The organism is Streptomyces angustmyceticus (genome assembly GCF_040701845.1).
Taxonomy (GTDB): domain Bacteria; phylum Actinomycetota; class Actinomycetes; order Streptomycetales; family Streptomycetaceae; genus Streptomyces; species Streptomyces angustmyceticus_A.
The window spans coordinates 27,147-45,923 of sequence record NZ_JBFBHQ010000001.1 but is presented as its reverse complement, the minus strand read 5'-3'; the positions used below and the strand labels follow the sequence as shown (position 1 = coordinate 45,923).

The 18,777-nt window shown below is 70.2% G+C and carries 18 protein-coding genes and 1 pseudogene; 7 read left to right on the top strand and 12 right to left on the bottom strand.

All coding sequences use genetic code 11. The features are described 5' to 3' along the window. Positions 1-608: 608 nt before the first annotated feature. Complete coding sequence (locus AB0411_RS00240) at positions 609-1,031, top strand: hypothetical protein (protein ID WP_366414912.1); 423 nt, start codon at positions 609-611, stop codon at positions 1,029-1,031. A gap of 970 nt (positions 1,032-2,001) precedes the next feature. Here the strand turns inward: AB0411_RS00240 and AB0411_RS00235 are convergent. The 3 genes from AB0411_RS00235 to AB0411_RS00225 all read right to left on the bottom strand — a co-directional run bounded on the left by AB0411_RS00235 (position 2,002) and on the right by AB0411_RS00225 (position 4,087). Continuing rightward, complete coding sequence (locus AB0411_RS00235) at positions 2,002-2,649, bottom strand: GNAT family N-acetyltransferase (RefSeq protein ID WP_366414911.1); 648 nt, start codon at positions 2,647-2,649, stop codon at positions 2,002-2,004. 88 nt (positions 2,650-2,737) lie between these two features. Continuing rightward, the gene (locus AB0411_RS00230; RefSeq protein ID WP_366415594.1) at positions 2,738-3,226 is read right to left on the bottom strand and encodes a GNAT family N-acetyltransferase; all 489 of its coding nucleotides are present in this window, start codon (positions 3,224-3,226) and stop codon (positions 2,738-2,740) included. A 501-nt stretch (positions 3,227-3,727) separates the two neighbouring features. Then, positions 3,728-4,087 (bottom strand): cold-shock protein, encoded by a 360-nt coding sequence (locus AB0411_RS00225; protein ID WP_366414910.1) that lies wholly within the window; start codon positions 4,085-4,087, stop codon positions 3,728-3,730. A gap of 60 nt (positions 4,088-4,147) precedes the next feature. On the opposite strand from AB0411_RS00225, the gene AB0411_RS00220 reads away from it, so the two are divergent. Then, positions 4,148-4,765: a hypothetical protein gene (locus AB0411_RS00220; RefSeq protein ID WP_366414909.1), complete on the top strand. Its 618-nt coding sequence runs from the start codon at positions 4,148-4,150 to the stop codon at positions 4,763-4,765. Between the two features lie 63 nt (positions 4,766-4,828). On the opposite strand, the gene AB0411_RS00215 is transcribed toward AB0411_RS00220, so the two are convergent. From AB0411_RS00215 to AB0411_RS00205, 3 genes are read right to left on the bottom strand one after another with little or no spacing between them, the layout of a single operon-like run. Beyond that, the gene (locus tag AB0411_RS00215) at positions 4,829-5,266 is read right to left on the bottom strand and encodes an NUDIX hydrolase (protein ID WP_366414907.1); all 438 of its coding nucleotides are present in this window, start codon (positions 5,264-5,266) and stop codon (positions 4,829-4,831) included. Between the two features lie 55 nt (positions 5,267-5,321). Next, complete coding sequence (locus tag AB0411_RS00210) at positions 5,322-6,194, bottom strand: NAD-dependent epimerase/dehydratase family protein (protein WP_366414905.1); 873 nt, start codon at positions 6,192-6,194, stop codon at positions 5,322-5,324. After that, a complete protein-coding gene (locus AB0411_RS00205) occupies positions 6,191-6,607 on the bottom strand; it encodes a nuclear transport factor 2 family protein (RefSeq protein ID WP_366414903.1) in 417 nt (138 codons plus the stop codon). Before AB0411_RS00205 ends, AB0411_RS00210 begins: the two co-directional genes overlap by 4 nt. 104 nt (positions 6,608-6,711) lie before the next feature. On the opposite strand from AB0411_RS00205, the gene AB0411_RS00200 reads away from it, so the two are divergent. Beyond that, on the top strand, positions 6,712-7,299 hold the full coding sequence (locus tag AB0411_RS00200; protein ID WP_366414902.1) for a TetR/AcrR family transcriptional regulator: 588 nt from the start codon (positions 6,712-6,714) through the stop codon (positions 7,297-7,299). A 269-nt stretch (positions 7,300-7,568) separates the two neighbouring features. Here AB0411_RS00200 and AB0411_RS00195 read toward each other — a convergent pair whose 3' ends face one another. After that, complete coding sequence (locus tag AB0411_RS00195; RefSeq protein WP_366414901.1) at positions 7,569-8,303, bottom strand: S1 family peptidase; 735 nt, start codon at positions 8,301-8,303, stop codon at positions 7,569-7,571. 229 nt (positions 8,304-8,532) lie between these two features. Then, complete coding sequence (locus AB0411_RS00190; protein WP_366414900.1) at positions 8,533-8,979, bottom strand: hypothetical protein; 447 nt, start codon at positions 8,977-8,979, stop codon at positions 8,533-8,535. Positions 8,980-9,234: 255 nt separating this feature from the next. On the opposite strand from AB0411_RS00190, the gene AB0411_RS00185 reads away from it, so the two are divergent. Continuing rightward, a complete protein-coding gene (locus AB0411_RS00185; protein WP_366414899.1) occupies positions 9,235-10,101 on the top strand; it encodes a GNAT family N-acetyltransferase in 867 nt (288 codons plus the stop codon). On the opposite strand, the gene AB0411_RS00180 is transcribed toward AB0411_RS00185, so the two are convergent. From AB0411_RS00180 to AB0411_RS00165, 4 genes are all read right to left on the bottom strand, one after another. After that, on the bottom strand, positions 10,098-10,289 hold the full coding sequence (locus tag AB0411_RS00180) for a hypothetical protein (RefSeq protein ID WP_366414898.1): 192 nt from the start codon (positions 10,287-10,289) through the stop codon (positions 10,098-10,100). The two genes, AB0411_RS00185 and AB0411_RS00180, sit on opposite strands and share 4 nt — an antisense overlap. A gap of 82 nt (positions 10,290-10,371) precedes the next feature. Beyond that, positions 10,372-11,916 carry a glycosyltransferase family 39 protein gene (locus AB0411_RS00175; RefSeq protein ID WP_366414897.1) on the bottom strand — a complete coding sequence of 515 codons (1,545 nt, stop codon included), beginning with the start codon at positions 11,914-11,916 and terminating at the stop codon, positions 10,372-10,374. Then, positions 11,906-12,271 carry a hypothetical protein gene (locus AB0411_RS00170; RefSeq protein ID WP_366414896.1) on the bottom strand — a complete coding sequence of 122 codons (366 nt, stop codon included), beginning with the start codon at positions 12,269-12,271 and terminating at the stop codon, positions 11,906-11,908. The genes AB0411_RS00175 and AB0411_RS00170 overlap by 11 nt, the downstream gene beginning before the upstream one ends. 684 nt (positions 12,272-12,955) lie before the next feature. Continuing rightward, positions 12,956-13,546, bottom strand: coding sequence for a TetR/AcrR family transcriptional regulator (locus tag AB0411_RS00165; RefSeq protein WP_366414895.1), 591 nt, complete (start codon positions 13,544-13,546; stop codon positions 12,956-12,958). A 387-nt stretch (positions 13,547-13,933) separates the two neighbouring features. On the opposite strand from AB0411_RS00165, the pseudogene AB0411_RS00160 reads away from it, so the two are divergent. The 3 genes and pseudogenes from AB0411_RS00160 to AB0411_RS00150 form a co-directional block, all read left to right on the top strand. Continuing rightward, positions 13,934-14,473, top strand: a pseudogene (locus AB0411_RS00160) (2Fe-2S iron-sulfur cluster-binding protein); the annotation flags it as partial. A gap of 236 nt (positions 14,474-14,709) precedes the next feature. Further along, a complete protein-coding gene (locus AB0411_RS00155; protein ID WP_366414894.1) occupies positions 14,710-15,702 on the top strand; it encodes an FAD binding domain-containing protein in 993 nt (330 codons plus the stop codon). Continuing rightward, positions 15,699-17,840: a xanthine dehydrogenase family protein molybdopterin-binding subunit gene (locus AB0411_RS00150; RefSeq protein WP_366414893.1), complete on the top strand. Its 2,142-nt coding sequence runs from the start codon at positions 15,699-15,701 to the stop codon at positions 17,838-17,840. Before AB0411_RS00155 ends, AB0411_RS00150 begins: the two co-directional genes overlap by 4 nt. Positions 17,841-18,777: the final 937 nt, after the last annotated feature.

Genomic DNA, 18,777 nt, shown 5'->3' with positions numbered 1-18,777 from the left:
TGCGCCCCGCCCTGCTTGATGACGAGGAGAGATGAGCCGCGCTTCCTCCGGTGACCGCGGCCTCCCTGGCCCGGTGCCCTCGGTCCCATGCCCCGCAGTCGCGCGAAGGCGTGCCCCTTCGGCACTCGTGGTGTGGGCGCTGAGGAGCCTGTTCAGACGGTGCGTGAGCTTCTGGGCGCCCTCAATGCGCCCAGGTGCGCGGGTGGGTGGGCAGCGATGGACGCTGCGCGACGGCATGCCGTAAGCGTGAAGGGTGCCGTGCCAGGGGCCAGAACGGGCTTACCGCGCGTGTCTATGAGCTGTCACCTGAGGCGGCCGAAAAGGTCGTCCAGAGCGGCCGCTGGACGGTGCCCGTGCCCCTTTCCGGCTGTTTGTGATGCGAAAACGGGAGGGCTCGGGTCGACGAACTACCGCTACCAAGAAGCGATTTGACATCTGTTGGTGGGATCAGCATCTGGTTAGCAGGCTATATCGGGAATTTGTAACGGTGCCGGGCGAGAGGCAACGCACGGGGTGGGCGGCTCATCTGGATATTCGGCGAGGCGCACTGGGCGTCTTCGCGAAGGGGCGGGCCCCACCAAGTGGGGGATCCGTGGGAGGGGAAGTCCATGACCAGGACGAAGAAGACCGGGGGCAAGACGCGGGGCGGCCGTGTGGCGGTGATCGGTGCGCTGGGTCTGGCCTCAGTGGCTCTGGCCGCTGGGCCGGCGTTCGCCAAAGGCGGCGTGGACATCACGGCGCGGGGCACGGCTCAGGTCGGCAAGACCATCACGGTCAAGGCGCACGGTGGCGATGACAGCGCCGGCTACCTGCATCAGCTGTGCCTGGAGGAGAAGGGCTTCGGCGGAGGGTGGCACCAGGAGAAGTGCAGTGCCGCGGTCGAGGGCGACGCGCAGGTCACGGCAAGCGGCACCTCCGCGCGCCGCGGCGACCTGCAGTTCCGTGCGGTGCTGTACGGCCTGACCAGCCCACACGACCAGCATCCCGTGCGCCTGCACGCCTCTGACGTGGTGACGGTCCACGTCCGCTGAGTCGGCAGCGGGGCCGTGGGCAGCCAGCCGGCCGGACCACCGTCCACGGCCGCGCACCGAGGCGCTTCTCGGAAGAGCGCCCCGGCGCCCAGAGCGCCCCGGCGCCAGGTGCGCCGGGGCGTGGTGCTGGCTGAACTGTCCTACCGTCGCCGCTGCTCCCGACGGTGCTCATGCCGCCTCGGCCTCCGCCGCCCACTCCAGGCCAAGAACAGCCGGTGCCCCCTTGAGCGTCGGAGGCTCTGGTCACCTCAGCTGCCGGGCAGTCGCCAGGAGCCTCGTTTCCCTCACGGCGCTGCGATGAGAGAACGACCCGCAAACACGCGCAGTGAGCCGTCAGTTGGCCAGGACGCCGGATGAGACATTTCTTGGCGCCGGATGAGGAGGTCGGCAACGGACATCCTGCCGACCGATCGGCCCAGGCCCAGGCCCAGGCCCAGGCTTCGGTCGAGTGCGAGCGAGGGAGTGAGCGAGGGCGTCCTTGCGCCACCCCGCCACCCCGCATCCGGCCCCGACCTGGCCCAAGCGGAGTTCACCCGCACCGGCCCATCCGACCGACCCGCCGAGGACGGAACCGCCGCGCCGTACCGAGCGTACGCGTTGCGGAATCCGTGAATGGCCTGCCTCTGCCAGATCAACACCAAGCGCTTGATGCCGGCCAGCCACTCGCTCCGGCTGGTGGGTATGCAGGTCCGCCCCGCTCCGAAGCTGCTCTCCCGTGGCTACCGACTACCGGTCGAGGTGAACGGGCACGCATGAACCGGAGTGCCGCTCATCGTGCCTCGTCGTGCCTCGTCGGGCCTCGTCGTGATTAGTGATATCTGCCGTAGTCCGCAGTCCTGGACCGGCGATATCGGCTGCGCTTTACCCCGACCTACACATCGTGGGCCCACCCCCATCGAGGCCACCGCGGCAGTTCACCGTCGCCGGCTCCCGTCGCCGCAACCGCCACGCCTAGGCACTGCACACGTACCTAGTCAAGGCCGAACCACGGTAGGCACTCCGGCAACCCGTCCATCTTCACCGGCACCAGTTGGTGTTGCCGCCACTGTTCAGCAGTAAGGCGGAGCCTGCGCATCACGGCGGGTTCGGCGCGTACGGCATGACGTTCCATGCCGTCCTCGCGATAGCCAAGTTTGCGGGAAACCTCCAGCGAGGCCGTGTTGTCCTCATACGCTCCTGAAACGGCATGGTGTGCACCGAGTCCGGCAAAGGCCAGGTGGAGGATTGCCGCGCGCATCTCAGTACCCAGGCCCTGGCGGTGGTGGCTCCTGCCCAGCCAGGAGCCAGTGCCTACTTCACGACGGACCGGAAAATCCCGGGCACTGATGCCCTGCGTTCCGACGACAGCGCCGTCCCGCACGACCGCCAGGTTCAGCTCCCAGTTCTCCGGCCGCCACGCGCCCCAGCAGCGCCAGTGGTACTGCAGGACGCTCCGAGCACGCTGCTCGGGCTCGGCATCGGTCCATGCCACGGTGAACGGCTGCACCGCCGGGTCATGCACACCCTCGGCCGCCAGCGAAGCCAATTCAGCGAGATCATCGAGGTTCGGCCATCGCAGCTCGAGACGCGGTGTGGTCAACCGCAGGCCCGTAAGCGGCCAGTGGGTCAGTAAGGTCATGAACACGGATTCTTCTGGCCTGCAGTCACCATGACCACTGGATTTCGAGAGGAGGCGTGATGCGGAGGGCGTTTCCTGCCTCCCGCGCCTACGCGAGCTCTTTCCGCATCAACGTGCACATGGTTTCGTAGCGGCGCAACGATCCATCAGGGGCTTGCTCGTTCCAGGCGTCCGGCCGACGGTCGTACACGACGTATCCCAGTCGTTCATACAGTGCGTGTGCCCGGGGGTTGCTTTCCTCCACAGCCAGCTCGGCCTGCCGCAGACCGCGGTTCCTGATCCGCAGTTCTGCGGCTTCGACAAGGAACGTGCCGATCCCGCATGACTGCAAGGCGGGGTGGACTGCCAGCTGCCACAAGGTGCCGACGCCCTCCTTGACCTGGTAGTCGACGCCGCCCTTCGCCACAGGGATGTTGGTCGCAGGGCAGACCGCAAGGTAGTCGACCTCACCGTTGCCGGCTCGTTCCAACTGCGCGGCGACGTTTGCCAGGTGATGGTCCGAGCCGGCCCACCCACACGACGCCAGGTCCGCATGCGCCAAGTCACGGACCGACAGCTTCAACACGACGTTGATCACCTTCAGTACCTCCGGCGCGACAGCATCCACGCCGATCGCACAGGACGCAAAGCCGTTTCCTCGGCCCGCGCTCCTGGTTACCGCCACCGCTCCTCAGGCAATCAGAGAAACGCCTGCTGACAGCGAACGCGGTCTGTCGCATGAGGACACCTCGAATGGCCGGCAGTGGAGACGTTCTCGCTGCGGCTGGTGTGATCAGGGCGTCGAGCAGGCCCTCATGCGTGCTGGTGGCGGTCCGGGTGGTTCTGGCGGTTTCTCGGGCCCGAGTCGTTGGGTGAGGACCCGAATCCTGCGTACCGGAAGGTTTCCCTCTTCCGTCGGGCTGGCGGAAGCCGCAAGCCGCATAGGTCCGGGGGCCGCCTGCGTCCCTTTCCAGCGGAATGCAGGCGACCCCCGACTGCCCTCCCTTTTGGTCATTGACCTTTAGGGATCTACCAACTCGGCCCCCTCGCCCCTATGTTCGTTGTCCGGGGCCGGAAGGTTCGAGGGGGGCTGCTGTTGTCATTCCGGGTCGAGTTCGATGGAGACGTCTGACAGGTCGTCCACGTCTTCGTCGTCCTGTTCGGATTCCCAGTCGGTCTCCGGGTCGCTGGGGCGACGTACGTGAACTGCCCGGTAGGAGTAGCCGTCCTGTGGAAATTCCTCCCAGGTGAACAGGACGCTCTCTCCGGGGTTCAGGGAGGCGAACGCGCCTGGTTTCGCGTATACGGCGGAGAAGTGGGCCCAGATCTCGCCCGGAATGTCGGGTGAGGTCAGGACACCCCATCCCTCCTCGTCGTCCCACGACTGAACGGTTCCGTGAACCGGATGGCTAGTGATGACTCCCCCATAACATTTCTTTCCCTTGCAAGAACCACACATTGTCAGCACACCTCGGAAAGAGCGTCAACGCCTCTTTCCCGTAACAGGAATGGAGACACCTTGCAGATCACGACGATACGCTCGGCCGGCAAGCAGGCCGCTGCTCCCAGGAAGACGAACCGCCTGGGCCGTACGGCTGTGGCGTCCGGCGTGGTGGTCATGGTGGCCATGGGAGGTCTGGGTGCGGCCGAGGCCGCCCCGGCGAATGTGAAGGCGCAGAAGACCACCGTATTCACTCCCAAGCACCAGGGCTACGTGACACCCAAGGCGAAGCGGAAGGCGGGGGTCCTGCATGCCCAGGTCGACCTGAAGGGCAAGTACCCCAAGTACTACCCGATGCCCTGGTCGTGGAAGGTCACGAACAAGAAGCTGAAGGCCATCGCCCGCGGCCCGATGAAGTGCACGGCCAAGGGCCTGAACGGGAAGTACCACGACTCCCACCCGTCGATCCCGGTGGGCTACCAGTGGCACTCCAAGGTGGGCAGCAAGGCGCACCCGCACAAGGCGAAGAAGGTCTACGGGCTGTCGGGGACCTGCGTGTTCCCGGTGCAGGTCGGCCACAAGACCGGCAAGGCCACGGTGGGTTTCTACTTCAAGTACGCCATCAACCCGGGCAAGAAGGCGCGGGCCGCGGTCGGGTCCCCGGCGGTCACCAGCAAGGTCGTCCTCAATAAGTGACCTGGGCGGTCCCGCTTCTGGAGCTCTTCCGCATGAAGAGGGAAGAGGAGGCGGACGTATCCGCTACCTGTCGTCGGACTCGAGCATGCGAAGGGCATCGGCGGCCGCCGGCGACAGCATGGAGTCCTGCAGGTCCGTCGTGGGTATCCAGGTCGCCGCGTCAGTGGAGCCGTCGGTCTCGGCCACGGCCGGTGTTCCGGCTGTGAGGCTGACGGCGTAGAACAGGGCGGTGAGGTTCCAGTTCACCCCGTGTCGCTGAACGGCGTATGTCCTTGCGTCGAGCAGCTGGGCAGCAGCCAGTTGGAGTCCTGTCTCCTCCCGGAGTTCGCGGGCCAGGGCCTCCAACGGCTGCTCGCCTGGATCGATTCCTCCGCCCGGCAGGTGCCACAGTCCTGGCGCGAAGATCGGTGACGCGTCCGACAAGCGGACCAGGAGCAGCCGGTTGTCTTTCCGCACGATGGCGTATGCCGAAACCCGGGTCTGCACGCGGTCTTCCATCATTTCTCGCCCCTCCCCGCATCAGAGCCGGCAAACGAGAATTCCAGTCCGGGCGCGGTCAACTTTTGCGGCGGGCAGTCGAGGCGGCAGCGGCCCACTCCTCCACCACCTCACGGAGGGCACGTGGCGGGCGTCCCGTGATGCGTTCCACCGTGTCGGTCACCCGGTCCTCGGATCCGGCGGCGATTGCCTGGTCCAGGTCGGTCAGCAGGTTGGCGAATCCCTCGGGCAGCGTGGCGGACAGTCGGCCGCGCAGCTGCTCGGGGGTGAGTGGCAGGTGTCGTACGGGGTGGCCGGTCGCCTCGGTGAAGAGGGTGGCGACCTCGTCGTGACTCAGTGCCTGCGGGCCGGTGAGTACCAGGTCGGTGGCGGGCGGTGCGGAGGCGTTCGTGAGGAGGCGTGCCGCGACGGCGGCGATGTCGTCGGCGTCGACGAAGCCGACGCGACCTGTGCCGGTGGCCGTGCGGATCACGCCTTCCGACCGGATGCTCCCGGCGTGCAGGTGGTCGCCGGTGAAGTTCTGCATGAACCAGGAGGGCCGGAGCACCGCCCACTCGTCGAACAGTCCGGGAAGCGCTGCGTGCACCTGCCCCACTCCGGGCCCGCCGGCCGGGATGGCCGACGAACCGAGCAGGACCGCCCGGCGCACTCCGGCCGCCCGCGCCTGCCGGAGGAAGGGCAGCATCACCGCGGCCGGGTCGGGGTCCCCGATGGGTGGCACGAGGTACAGCCGGTCCGCGCCGTACAGCGCCGCGCCGTGGCAGGCGGGGTCGTACCAGTCGAAGCGGACCGCCCGGGCGGCGCCCGTCGGCAGGGGCGTGCGGCGGCTCGCGGCGACGGCGGTGTGGCCGCCGGCGGCCAGGCGGGCCACGACGCGGCTGCCGGTGGTACCGGTGGCGCCGGTGACCAGGACGGTGTGATGACCGGTCATGCGGCCTTCGCCTCGCTCATGGACGCCGGGATCGCCAGCGGGTTCCAGTAGTCGCGGTAATGCGTGATGCGTCCGTCGACGACCGTCACCACGGCGACGTAGGCCATTTCGTACGGCTCCCCGGTCGCCACGATCCGGCCGACGGCGCGCATTTCGACGACCAGGGTGCCCGGGGCGTCGGTCCGGTGGATCTTCAGATGGGGGAAGTCCTGGAGGTCGATGTGGTCGGGGTAGTCGCGCAGGTAGGCGGCGATCGCCGCCTTGCCGTCGAGCCGTGCGGGGTAGCCGGCCGGGGCGAAGGGGAACTCGAAGACCGCCCGGTCGTCGCACAGGTTCACCCAGCCGTCCATGTCCTTGTCCAGCAACAGCTGCAAGCCGTGGCGGAAGAGCTTCGCGGGGTCGGTGTCGCGCATGGGAATGCCTCGCCTCTAGACTGCGGAGAATGCGGACCGGTGGTCCGCTTGGCTGTCACGGACTATACGGACTGCCGGTCCGCTTCGTAAAGGGGAGGCTTCCCATGGCCGAACGCAAGGCCGCCCGCGCTGACGCGCTCCGCAACCGGGAGGCGGTCCTGGCCGCGGCCGACGAGCTCTTCGCGCGCAGCGAGAGCCCGCGCGGCGTGTCGATGGACGACGTCGCGGCGGCGGCCGGCGTCGGCAAGGGCACCCTCTTCCGTCGTTTCGGCGACCGCACCGGCCTGATCGGGGCGGTCTTCGAGTCCCGGATCGAGCCGCTGCGGGCGGCCGTGGAGGCCGGCCCCGCGCCACTCGGCCCCGCCGCCCCGCCGCGCGAGCGGGTGCCGGCCGTGCTCGACGCGCTCCTGCGGTTCAAGCTCGACAACCGGCACCTCTCGCTCGCCCTGGAGGAGGCCGGCAGCGGCAGCCCGTACCAGGCGGCGCACTACGCCTGGTGGCACGGCATCCTCCGGGACGCTCTGAGCCGGCTTCCTGGCAGGGGCGACGACGCCGACTTCACCGCGCATGCCCTGCTGGCGGCCACCCGTGCCGACCTGGTGGAGCATCTGGCTGGGGTGGAGGGCATGAGCCCCCGGGGGATGAGGGATCGACTGGCGGCCTTCGTGGACACCGTGTTGGGGCGGGTGTAGGGGAGGAGTTCGGCGGCAGGTCGGCCCTGGGCCGTCTTGTCGGTGCGCCCGGCCCGGCGTTCGCCACGCCGGAGCAGACGGGCGCCCGGTGCTCGGGCTGCGTGGGTGATGCGAAGGCACTTGGGACGGTGGTCCGGGCGGAGGGGAGCGGCAGGCAGTCCGTAGGCCAGGCGCAAGCTCCGCATTCCCTGCTCCAGCCAGCCAGCCAGCCAGCCAGCCAGCCAGCCGCCGACGCCCGTCGGCGGCATCCACTCCTGCCGACGCTCGTGCTACCGCTGCGTAACCGAGCGGATCCAGGCGAGTTGCTGGGAGATCTCGCCGGCCTGGGCGATGTGCTCCCGGTCGGAGCCGTCAAAGACGCCGAGGAGGGTTTCGGTGCCCCGTGGGGCGATGCTCATCACCGGGCCGCCGGAGTCGCCGCCGGCGGGAATCCCGGACACCTTTTCCATGCAGAAGTCCGAGCCGCCCGGTGCGGTGTAGCCGTCGCACCGGGGGTCGTCCGGCCGTACGACGCGCAGGTCCGACTGCTTGAGCACGGGGGACTGGCAGGTGTTCTCGTCCCCGGTGCAGGTGGCACCCCACCCGTACTGCCGCACGATCCGGCCGGGATCGACCGGGGCCGTGGCCAGGGGTGCCGTACGGATCTCCATCGGCGGGACCTTGATGAGCATCATGTCGGCGTGCGCGCTTCCCGCGCGCTGACCGGGTACCGGATGGACGGTGGTGCCCTTCCGCATGTCGAGGTTGCCGACCCGGAACGAGATCCGCTCGTCGGCGATCGGCTGTGCCTGCTCGAAGAAGCAGTGCGAGGCGCTGAGGATCCACTCGCGTGTGACCGCCGTCCCGGTGCACTCCGGTTTGCCGTCGACGAGCATGCGCACCGCCCATGGGCCGTAGGTGCTCTTCGACCCGCCGATGACGGCGGAGGCCGGAGCGGACGACATCACCACGCCCGTCACCAGCAGGAGGACGGACAGCAGCAGTACACGAACTCGACGCACCATTCGGAACAGCTCCTTTCGTCGAGCCGTGGGCCGTAGGGGTGTGGAGATGGCCCGCTGGGCAGCACGGCTCCGACTGATTGCAGTGCAACGGTCAGGGCGCTTCTTTCGGCTCTTCGTGGACGTCACGGGGCGGACCGGGGCCGAGGGCGGCACCTCACCCGTGTGTTTCCGGCCCGCTCCGGCGCCGGGCACCGCCGTTGCCCGGCGGGTCGTCGGCGCCCGGTTGTGGTCAGGAGCAGGGCTTGTGGAAGTGCTTCCAGCCGTCGCCGGGCATGGCCGGCGGCTCGGATGTGGTGCCGAACTCGCCGTACTTCACCTGCAGGTCGTGGTCGAAGTTCCCCGGACCGCTGCCCGGCTTCGTCAGGCGCACGTCCCGGTCCAGCCCTCCGTCACCGGAGTTGATGAGGATCGCGAGGCCCGGGGAGGTGTCACCGCCGTAGTGGGCGATCCGGAGCTGCTGGGCCTCGCCGGGATCGCCGATGTCGGAGTGCCGGGCCTTGGCGGAGGCCGGGTTCGCCCGCTTGAACGGGGCCGCCGCCGTGGCCGCTCCACCGGACTCTCCCGTGCCGGCCGCGCCCGGCGCCGTGGCCGCAACGGCTTGGTAACCGGCAACAGTCAGGGGCAGGGGGACGGCCTCGACCGGAACGGCGACCAGAGATAAACGCTGACGAAGCATCTCGAACTCCTCATGTCGTTGCTGCGAGGTGAGATGCCGTCAGCGCCCCGCGCGTTGAGGCCCGGATGGCTGAATTACAGGACCGTGACGTGCGACCGGCAGAGCGTGACGACTCGGCTGCTCGGTGGAGAAGGGCCGCCGGGACCCGCCGCGATCTCCCGAGTCCTCAGACCCGCATCACACGTACCTCACCGGCCGGTCGGCGGGCCGGAAACCGGGTGCGGACCGTCGGTGCGGTGGTGTGTCATCAGTGGTATGGCAATTGTGTTGGGCACGCCGGGAGTCGACGGGCTGAGCCAGGCCGAGGGCGTGCTGCGGGAGTGGCAGTACGAAGGGGCACCGATGCAACTGCATCCGGGGGACCTGGGCTGGTTCTGGCGGTTGGGTGCGGAAGCGACCGCCGCGGCGGTCAGGACGTGGAGCCGGGACGGACGGATTGTCGCCGTCGGGCTGCTGGACAGCCCCGGGCTGTTACGGCTGACGATCGCGCCGGACGCTCAGCGGGACGAGAGGCTGGCGCAGCAGGTGGTCGCGGACGTGACCGAGCCCGGGCGCGGCGTACTGCCCGAGGGGCGGGTGAACATCGACGCGCCGAGGGGTGCGCTGGTCCAGGATCTGCTGTTCCAGGACGGCTGGAACGCCACCGATCCGTGGACGCCGCTCCGCCGCGACCTCACGGAGCCGGTGGAGGACCCGGGCGTGCGGATCGAGGTGGCCGGGCCGGAGCAGGCGCACGTGTTCGCCGCCGTACAGCGGGCAGCGTTCGACAGGTCGCGGTTCACCGACGAGCGCTGGCACACGATGGCGGCCGGATCGCCGTTCGCCGACGCCCGGTGCCTGGTTGCGTACGACGACAAGGACAACGCGGTGGCCGCGGTGACGGTGTGGTCGGCCGGTCCGGGCAGGCCCGGGTTGCTCGAACCGATGGGTGTCCACCGGGAGCATCGCCGTCACGGCTACGGCAAGTCGATCACCGTCGCCGCGGCGGCCGCGCTCCAGGAACTGGGCTCGTCGAGCGCGCTCGTCTGCACCCCGAGCTCCAACGTCGCCGCCGTCGCCACCTACAAGTCGGCGGGCTTCCAGCAACGGGCCGTGGTTCGGGACCTGTGCCGGGGTGACTAGAACGCCGGCCTCGCCTGGACCTGTCGGAGCAGCAGTTCCCAGGCGCCGTCGGCCGACCACAGCAGGTGGGCGTACTCCCATGCTCCTGAGCGGGGGAGGTCCTCGACATCGCGGACCTGCCCCGCCCGGAAGGGAGCGCAGGCGGCTACCTCGGTGGGCGCATGCGCGAGAAGGTCGGCATTGAGCATCGCGAGGTTTCGGGTCTTACGGGGCCGGTGTGTTCGCGGATTCTCGTAGCGTCACGATCCGCGTACTTGCTTCCGGCCTGGGTCACTTCACTCGTTCGTAGACGCTCACCCGGCGGCCCCGCTCGACGCTGTCCGAGCGGAGCACGAAGTGCTCGTCGAGGGTGCGTTGCTTGACGCGGTCACGTGCTGAGTCGGCTTGACGCGGTCCGGGATCGGTGACGAGGACTATGCGCTGCGCACTCAGAAGGGCTCGTGCTATGTCGCTCAGGCCTGCCTCCGTGCCCTTCAATGTGCCTGACTCCACCGGGCTCTGGGCCAGGGCCAGGTCCCGCAGGCCGGCGAACTCGTGGGGGGAGACGAGGGCGGTGTCGCGACGTGCGGCGGGAATGTAGAGCACACCGTCGGCGGTGTGGCGCGCGTGGCCGACGAGGGACGCTGCGGTCAATACGTCATCGACGCGGCTCGGGGCGGTACGCAGCCGCAGCTCGGTGGGGAGCAGCGTCAGAAGGGCCATGGCGAGGACCGCGGGCAGCAGCAGGCGGGGGTGTGCCCTGATGCGCGCCGTGATGGTGACCAACAGGGCTCCGATGAGGAGCGCGAGGCCCAGGTATGCGAACAGGACGTAGCGGGTGATGTAGAGGGGTTTGATGAGGGAGGCCACAGCCAGGCCGATCTGCGGTACCGCACACAGCGGGAGCGCGACGGCTGCGAGGCTCACGCGCGCGTGCGGCCCCTCCCTCCTCGCACTCTTCGGCGGGCGCGCGTGCGGCATGCGCGCGCAGAGAGCGCCGATCGTCACGGTGATCACCACACCGAGCACGGTCGGCCACCCGAGCGGCTTGATCCACGAAACCTGTTCGGCCTGAGCCCGGCTGATCAGCACCACCGGCAGGGCCCCGGCCACAGCCCCAGCGGCGGCGAGCGCCCACCCGATGCTTCTGGCCCGGCCAGGGCGGGCACACACCATGGTGACCGTGTGGGCGATGAGCGCGAGCAGCGAGAACCAATTGAGCAGCGCGGCGACCAGCAGCGCCGCCGCATACCCGGCCCATCGCCGGGGGCTCGGCTGCTCAAGGGCGCTCACCAGGACACAGGTCGCGAGCGCCACGAAGGCGAGGACAAGGGCGTAGGACCGGCCCTCCTGCGCGTACTCCTGGACGGCAGGAACGACCGGGAGGGCGAGCCCTGCGCCGATCCCCACCCAGCGCCCTGAGAGCCGAGCGCCGGTCAGTGCCGTCAGTGCGCACGCACCGGCGGTGGCGAGTACCGAGGGCAGTCGCAGCGTGATCAGGCTGTCCCCGAAGAGGGCGAACAACCCGTGCATCACGGCGTAGTACAAGCCATGGACCACGTCGACATTGCTGACCAGGTGCCCTATCTCGGCCAGCGATCGATGCGCCGCTTGCCAGGTCGCCGCCTCGTCCCGCCACATACTGTGCTCGCGCGTGATGCCCCACAGCCCGAGGACGAGGGCGAGGGCGGCCGGACCGGCACAGATGGCCATGCGACCGAGCCGCACGGTTCCCCCATTGGCCGGCCGGGTCGAGCGGGGCATGCCTGCCTGGCTGAACGCCTCGACGCCATCCGGACGGTTCCGGCCCTGACGCAGGGATATGTCATGCGACATAGGGACGCCATGGGCTCGACTGCCGAACGGCCGCACGTGCGCCCCACCACCAGGTGAGAAGAGCCAGCACGGCCGGTGCACCGGCCGTAGTGGCCAGGACGTTGTCCGACAACTCGATGTGGTACGCCGCGCTTTCTTGCCGGGCTGCCAGCCGGCCCGCGGCGATCACGCTGATGGCGGCCGAGGCCGGCACCGGCACGAGGAGTGTCCGGGCCGCAGTCGAGTAGCGGACCCGCCGTTGTCCGGTGAGCGCGCCCAGCGGTGCGACCTTGCGGCTGCAGCACAGGAACTCCGGGGCAGGGGAGGAGTGAGCGGGAAGGGCAGGGGCCCGCTGCCCCTCGAACCGGTTGATCACCGGGCTGACCCACCGCGGGGCTTCCGCCAGTCGCTGGTCAGCGGCCCGTGAAGAGGCGCGAAGGCCGACGATCCTCCCCTCGACGCCGCTGCTGCGATGGCGAACCCCGTGATCGCCTTCTTCGTCATCTGACGCACCCTCCCCCGACCGAGGCACTTGCCTGCTGCCCTTGCCTCGTGATCGCGCCACAAGGTAGGGGGCGGAAGGCACTCAGACAAACGGGATTTGGGGCGTGTGTCCGAAAATGGTGCGCCGTGCGGGATGGGGCAAGTCGGCTTAATGCCTCTACGTATGGCAGTTGAGCTTGTGAGGCTAAGGGGTGAGGTGTTGGTTGATGTCTGGATTTAGATGTTGAGGGATGCTTGGAACGGTGGGCGTTTTGGGCATCCTGGGGCACCCGGCGCTGCGGGTGAGAGGGGTGCGCGGGGGCGGGTAACGGGGGGCTGCCACCCCGGGTTCGGCTTCGCTCGGCGTGGAGGGCGTGCGCGTGGTCTTGCTCTTCGGGCGGTGTCGGCACCGGGCTCGCGGATGCGGCCGTCCGCAGTCGTCCTGATCGGGGCGGACGCATCGAACAGCCACGCGCCCCTCGGCCCGGCAGTCAAGAGCCCCAGGCTCGGCCCGGGCTCGTACCGGCTCCGCCTGTCGATGGGCGGAGCGGGCTCTTCCGGGGGCGCCGGAGGTCCGTCAGCGGTTCGCTCGTCCGGCGGGAGCCCCCGCGCGAAGGCCGTCCATGACGAGGTTCAGGAGGCGTTCGGCGCGGGATTGCCAGTGGGTGTGGGGGTCGAGTTGCCAGAGGCCGGCGATGGCGAGGACGAAGTCGTCGGGGGTGACTCCGGGGCGGATGGTGCCGGCTTCCTCGTTGGCGTTGAGGAGGAGGGTGACGGCAGAGGTGACGGGGCCGTGGCCCAGGCCGGCCAGGGCGTTCTGTTTGCTGGTGGCGCGGCGCATGGCGTCGGCCAGGCCGGCCTTGGCCATGGCGTACTGGGCCAGGCGGTCCATCCACTCCCGCAGGGCCTCGTCGGGTGGGCGGGTCTCCAGCAACTGGGCCGCGGTGTCGGCGACTTGCTGGACCTCGTAGCGGTAGACCTCCAGGACCAGCGACTCGCGGTTGGGGAAGTGGCGGTAGAAGGTCCCCTGTCCGACGCATGCCTTCTTCGCGATGGAACTCAGCGGGGCGTCGGCGGAGCGGGTGAGCTCCTCCAGCGCCACTTCCAGGATGCGCTCGCGATTCCGTTGCGCGTCCGAGCGCAGGGGTGCGTCCTTGTTGTGCTGCACTCGTCCTCCTTTCGGAATGCGCGGTGGGCCGGGCCTTGCTAACCGGACAGGTGTCCGGTAAGTTCTTCAGGTAACGGACAGCTGTCCGATTAGGTCCACCATAGCGGCAGATTCAGCCGATGTGGATGACCGGTGGCCACCATGACCTGCTTACTTTCCAGCGCCCGTGACGTCGGCGCCCGAGCTGACGCCGTTGCCCACCACATCGCCTTCTCCCTATCCGTCTTCCGAGATCCGTCTTCCGAGCTCTCTCCGGGGGCCTTGCGTCCGGCGCTCTCGCTCCCGCGCGACAGGAAACTTCGACGTCCGGGCCGGACCCACGTCGGCTGCCGGGCCCGCGCGCGCCCACGCCCGCCGCGTCCTCACACCCGCGAAAGAAGGCTGAACATGGCCCTATCGACGTCCAGCGTCATCACCCTGAACGTCAACGGCGAGAAGCACACGCTGCCCGTCGACCACCGCACCACTCTGCTCGACGCGCTGCGCGAGCATCTCGACCTGACGGGCAGCAAAAAGGGCTGCGACCACGGCCAGTGCGGGGCTTGTACGGTGCTGATCGACGGGCGCCGGTCCGTCGCCTGCCTGCAGCTCGCGGTTGCCGCGGAGGGGCGGGTGATCACCACCATCGAGGGCGTGGCGGAGGGCGAGCGGCTGCATCCGGTGCAGCAGGCGTTCCTCGATCTGGACGGCTACCAGTGCGGCTACTGCACACCGGGCCAGATCTGTTCGGCGATCGCGGTGATCGAGGAGCATGCGGCGGGCTGGCCGAGCGCCGTCACCGCCGACATACGGCCCGAGGCCGGGGTGCCCGCGCTCACCGCCGATGAGATCCGGGAGCGGATGAGCGGCAACCTGTGCCGCTGCGGCGCCTATGTGTCGATCGTGCAGGCGGTCGCGCGGGCGGCGGAGGAGGAGGCCGGTGCGAGACCGGCCCCTGCTGCTCCGGGGCCGGAAGGCGGTCCCTCCGGGAGCGCCGGGGCCGGTGGCGTGGACGGCGTGGCGGGCACGGGCGGCGCAGAGGACGCGGCGGCTGTGAACGGCGCGGGCAGCACGGCGAGTGCGGGCGGTGCGCATGGCGCAGGCGCTGCGCACGGTGCGGGCGGTACGCACGGCGCGGGCGGCGCCGATGACACGGAGGGCACGGAGGGCGTGGGGATGGCGGTATGAGGGAGTTCGGTTATCAACGCGTCTTTGATGTTTCCGGTGCGGTTGCGCTGCTCGGCTCCGACCCCAAGGCGCGCTGTCTCGGCGGTGGGACCAATCTCGTCGATCTGATGAAGGGCGGGGTGGAACGGCCCTCGCAGCTCATCGACGTACGGGAGCTTCCCCTCGACCGGATCGAGGCGCGGGGCGGCGGGGGGCTGCGGATCGGGGCGACGGTCACCAACAGTGAGCTGGCCGCGCATCCCGAAGTGCGGCGCCATTACCCGGCGTTGGCGCAGGCGGTCCTGGCCGGCGCCTCGGGGCAGCTGCGCAACATGGCCACGGTCGGCGGGAATCTCCTGCAGCGCACCCGCTGCGGCTACTTCACCGACACGAGCAAGCCGTGCAACAAACGGGATCCCGGCAGCGGCTGTCCCGCCGTCGAGGGCGAACACCACAACCATGCGATCCTCGGTGCCTCCGCACACTGTGTGGCCGTGCACCCGTCGGACATGGGGGTGGCGCTCAGCGCCTTCGACGCCGTCGTCGAGTACGAGACGGCGGACGGCCCGGGGGAGGTGCCGCTGGCGGAGTTCTATCTTCCCGTGGGGGAGACCCCGCACCTGGAGACGGCGTTGCCGTCCGGGGCGCTGATCACCGGCATCGCCCTGCCGCCGGCGCCGGTCGCTGCGCGCTCCCGCTACCGGAAGGTGCGCGAGCGCGCCTCGTACGCCTTCGCGATCGGCTCGATCGCCGCTGCTCTCGATGTCCGGGACGGCATGGTCAGTGACGTCCGACTCGCCTTCGGGGCGGTGGCGTCCCGGCCGTGGCGGGCCCGGGAAGCCGAGCGGGCGCTGATCGGGGGGCCGGCGAGCGCCGACGCCTTCGCCGCCGCCGCGGATGCCGAACTGTCGGCCGCGGAGACGCTGCCCCACAACGGATACAAGGTGACACTGATGCGCAACCTCGTCGTGGCGGTGTTGGCCGAACTCGCCGAGGAGGGTGCCCGATGACCACGACCACCAGGACCGTCCCGCCGACGAGGGCCTCCGGCACCGCCCATACCCGCCTGGAGGGTCGCGACAAGGTCACCGGCGCGGCGCGCTACGCGGGGGAGATCCCCTTCGCCGGACTCGCCCACGGCTGGCTGGTGCTGTCCACCATCGCCCGGGGCCGTATCCGCTCCGTGGAGTCCGAACCCGTACTGGCCATGCCCGGTGTCCTCGCCGTCCTGCACCACGGCAACGCGCCGCGGGTCAATGGCGACTACACCGGGCCCTTCGGGGCGGCCGACCCGATCCTCCAGGTCTTCCAGCACGACCGTGTGCCGCACGCCGGCTGGCCGGTGGCGCTGGTCGTCGCCGAGACCTCCGAGCAGGCCCGGGAGGCCGCCGAGACGCTGGTCGTCCGGTACGACGCGGAGCCGCACGACGTCGCGTTCTCCGGCGGGCGGCCCGGGGTGCACACACCTGGTGGTTCCCCCGCCGCGCCGACGGAGACGGAGAAGGGGGATCTGGCGAGCGAACTCGCCGCGTCCGCCGTGGTCGTGGATGCGGAGTACACCACGCCGGAAGAGCACCACAGCCCGTTGGAGCCGCATGCCGCGATGGCGCGCTGGGACAGCGGCCGGCTCGAAGTCGTCGACTCCAACCAGGGCAGCAGGTTCGTGTCGGAGGAACTGGCGAAGCTGTTCTCGCTCGACCCCGCCTCGGTACGGGTGCGGTCCGAGCACGTCGGGGGCGCCTTCGGGGCCAAGGCGACCCGTCCGCATGTGGTGCTCGCCGCCATGGCGGCGACCGTCCTCCACCGGCCGGTCCGGGTGGTATTGACCCGGCGTCAGATGTTCTCGGTGGTGGGCTATCGGAGCCCCACGGTGCAGCGGGTCAGGCTCGGCGCCGACCCCGACGGGCGGCTGCGTGCCTTCGACCACCAGGCGGAGTGCGTCACCTCGACGATCCATGAATTCGTCGAGCGGAGCGCGCAGTTCGGGCGGGTGATGTACGACGCGGACGCGCACCACACGGTCGACCGTGTGGTCCCGCTCGATGTGCCGACGCCGAGCTGGATGCGTGCGCCGGGCAAGGCACCGGGCTCGTTCGCCCTGGAGTCCGCGCTCGACGAACTGGCCGAGAAGTGCGGCATGGATCCGATCGCGCTGCGGGCGCGCAACGAGCCGGTCGTGGGGCCGCTCTCCGGCCTGCCGTTCAGCAGCCGCAATGTGCTCGCCTGTTTCCAGAAGGGCGCCGAACGGTTCGGCTGGGCGGACCGCGACCCACGTCCCGGCACCCGCCGCGAAGGGCGCTGGCTGCTCGGGACCGGCACGGCCGCGGCCACCTTTCCCTCGGGAGCCGCCCCCTCCACGGCGGCCGTGACGGCCGAGCCGGACGGCACGTTCACCGTCCGGATCACCGCGGCGGACGTCGGGACCGGGGCGCGGACCGCGCTGACCCTGATCGCCGCGGACGCGCTGGAGGTGGAGCCGGCACGCATCCACATGAAGATCGCGGATAGCGACTTCGGTCCGGCGATGGTGGCCGGCGGTTCCATGGGCACCCGCTCCTGGGCCTGGGCGATCACGGCTGCGGTGGACGAGCTGAAGGAACAGCTCGCCCTGAGCGGGGAGATCCCACCACAGGGGATCACGGCACGGGCGGACACCGGTGCGGCCATCGGTGCGCTGGCACAGAAGGAACGGCACTCCTACGGGGCGCAGTTCGCGGAAGTGGCGGTGGATGTCACCAGCGGCGAGGTGCGCGTACGGCGGATGCTCGGCGTCTTCGCCGCGGGCCGGATCATCAACCCGCTGACCGCCCGCAGTCAGTTCATCGGCGGAATGATCTGGGGCCTGTCCATGGCGCTGCACGAGGAGGCGGTCAGGGACCCGGCCTCGGGCGGCCATGTCGGCGCCGACCTCGCGGGCTACCACTTCGCCGCGAACGCCGACGTACCGCTCATCGAAGCGGACTGGGTGGACGACCCGGACGAGGACGACCCCGTAGGAATCAAGGGCATCGGCGAGATCGGCATCGTGGGCGCCGCGGCGGCCGTCGCCAACGCGGTCTGGCACGCGACCGGGGTACGCCACCGGAACCTGCCGATCCGCCCGGACCGTGTCCTGCGGGCGGGGGTAGGGGGAGCGATAGGGGAGTAGGGGGCGGCGGGGCCGGCTGAGCGTGACGGGCTCCGGGGCCGGGCGGGGCCGGCTCGGTCGGGCGTCCGGTGCCGGCCCCGTCCTGCCCGTCCTGTCGGGTATCCGGTTCGGCTTCGGCTCGGCAGGGGGTTCGGGCGTGGTCTCCGTCCTTGCGTGCGTCAGGGCCTGGCATCCCTTCCCGTCGGGCGTTCGGTCAGGGTGCGGCTCGGCCGGGCATCCGGGGGTGGCTTCCGTCCTGCCGGTGCGAGCGGTGCGAGTGGGGCGGGCGGTGCGGGGCTCGGGTTTCGTCCCGTCGTGCGTTCGCGCTGGCCTCCGGCCCGTCGGCCTCCGTATCGCCGGGCGTCCGCGCCGGGCTCCCGCTCCGTCGGCCGGTCCGGGGCCGGCCTCCGTCCCGTCCGGCGTCCGTCGGGATGCGGCTCGGCTGGGGCTGGGCGTCGGGGCGTGGCTTTCCGCCCTGTGGGTGCGGGGCCCGGCTTCCGTCCCGTCACGCGTCCGCGCCTGGCTCCCGCTTCGTCGGCCGTACGGGCCTGCCCTCTGTCCGTCACGTGTCCGCGCCGTCCTCCGTCTCACCGGGCGTCCGGGCCCGGCCCCCGTCCCGCCCTGCATGCGTTCCGGCTCCGGTACGGCAGCGAATCCGGGCCCGGCCCGCTCCGCCAGTTGTCCGAGTTCGGTCCCGCTCCGTCAGTTGTCCGGGTCCGGCCCCTGTCCCGTCGTGGGTCCGTGCCCGGTTCCCGCTGCGTCGACTGACCACGCCCGGCCCTCGTCCCGCCAACCGTCCGAGCTCGGCCCCCGCTCCGTCAGTCGTCCGTGTCCGGCCCTCGTCCCGCCAACCGTCCGTGTCCGGCCCCCGCTCCGTCAGTCGTCCGTGTCCGGCCCTCGTCCCGCCAACCGTCCGTGTCCGGCCCCCGCTCCGTCAGTCGTCCGTGTCCGGCCCTCG

What these genes read in the sequence shown, in the direction of transcription:
- AB0411_RS00200 (WP_366414902.1), top strand. Translation starts at nt 6,712, where the DNA reads ATGGCCGAACGCAAGGCCGCCCGCGCTGACGCGCTCCGCAACCGGGAG.
- AB0411_RS00195 (WP_366414901.1), bottom strand. Translation starts at nt 8,303, where the DNA reads ATGGTGCGTCGAGTTCGTGTACTGCTGCTGTCCGTCCTCCTGCTGGTG.
- AB0411_RS00175 (WP_366414897.1), bottom strand. Translation starts at nt 11,916, where the DNA reads ATGTCGCATGACATATCCCTGCGTCAGGGCCGGAACCGTCCGGATGGC.
- AB0411_RS00210 (WP_366414905.1), bottom strand. Translation starts at nt 6,194, where the DNA reads ATGACCGGTCATCACACCGTCCTGGTCACCGGCGCCACCGGTACCACC.
- AB0411_RS00225 (WP_366414910.1), bottom strand. Translation starts at nt 4,087, where the DNA reads ATGTGTGGTTCTTGCAAGGGAAAGAAATGTTATGGGGGAGTCATCACT.
- AB0411_RS00155 (WP_366414894.1), top strand. Translation starts at nt 14,710, where the DNA reads ATGAGGGAGTTCGGTTATCAACGCGTCTTTGATGTTTCCGGTGCGGTT.
- AB0411_RS00240 (WP_366414912.1), top strand. Translation starts at nt 609, where the DNA reads ATGACCAGGACGAAGAAGACCGGGGGCAAGACGCGGGGCGGCCGTGTG.
- AB0411_RS00185 (WP_366414899.1), top strand. Translation starts at nt 9,235, where the DNA reads ATGGCAATTGTGTTGGGCACGCCGGGAGTCGACGGGCTGAGCCAGGCC.
- AB0411_RS00190 (WP_366414900.1), bottom strand. Translation starts at nt 8,979, where the DNA reads ATGCTTCGTCAGCGTTTATCTCTGGTCGCCGTTCCGGTCGAGGCCGTC.
- AB0411_RS00235 (WP_366414911.1), bottom strand. Translation starts at nt 2,649, where the DNA reads ATGACCTTACTGACCCACTGGCCGCTTACGGGCCTGCGGTTGACCACA.
- AB0411_RS00205 (WP_366414903.1), bottom strand. Translation starts at nt 6,607, where the DNA reads ATGCGCGACACCGACCCCGCGAAGCTCTTCCGCCACGGCTTGCAGCTG.
- AB0411_RS00180 (WP_366414898.1), bottom strand. Translation starts at nt 10,289, where the DNA reads ATGCTCAATGCCGACCTTCTCGCGCATGCGCCCACCGAGGTAGCCGCC.
- AB0411_RS00215 (WP_366414907.1), bottom strand. Translation starts at nt 5,266, where the DNA reads ATGATGGAAGACCGCGTGCAGACCCGGGTTTCGGCATACGCCATCGTG.
- AB0411_RS00150 (WP_366414893.1), top strand. Translation starts at nt 15,699, where the DNA reads ATGACCACGACCACCAGGACCGTCCCGCCGACGAGGGCCTCCGGCACC.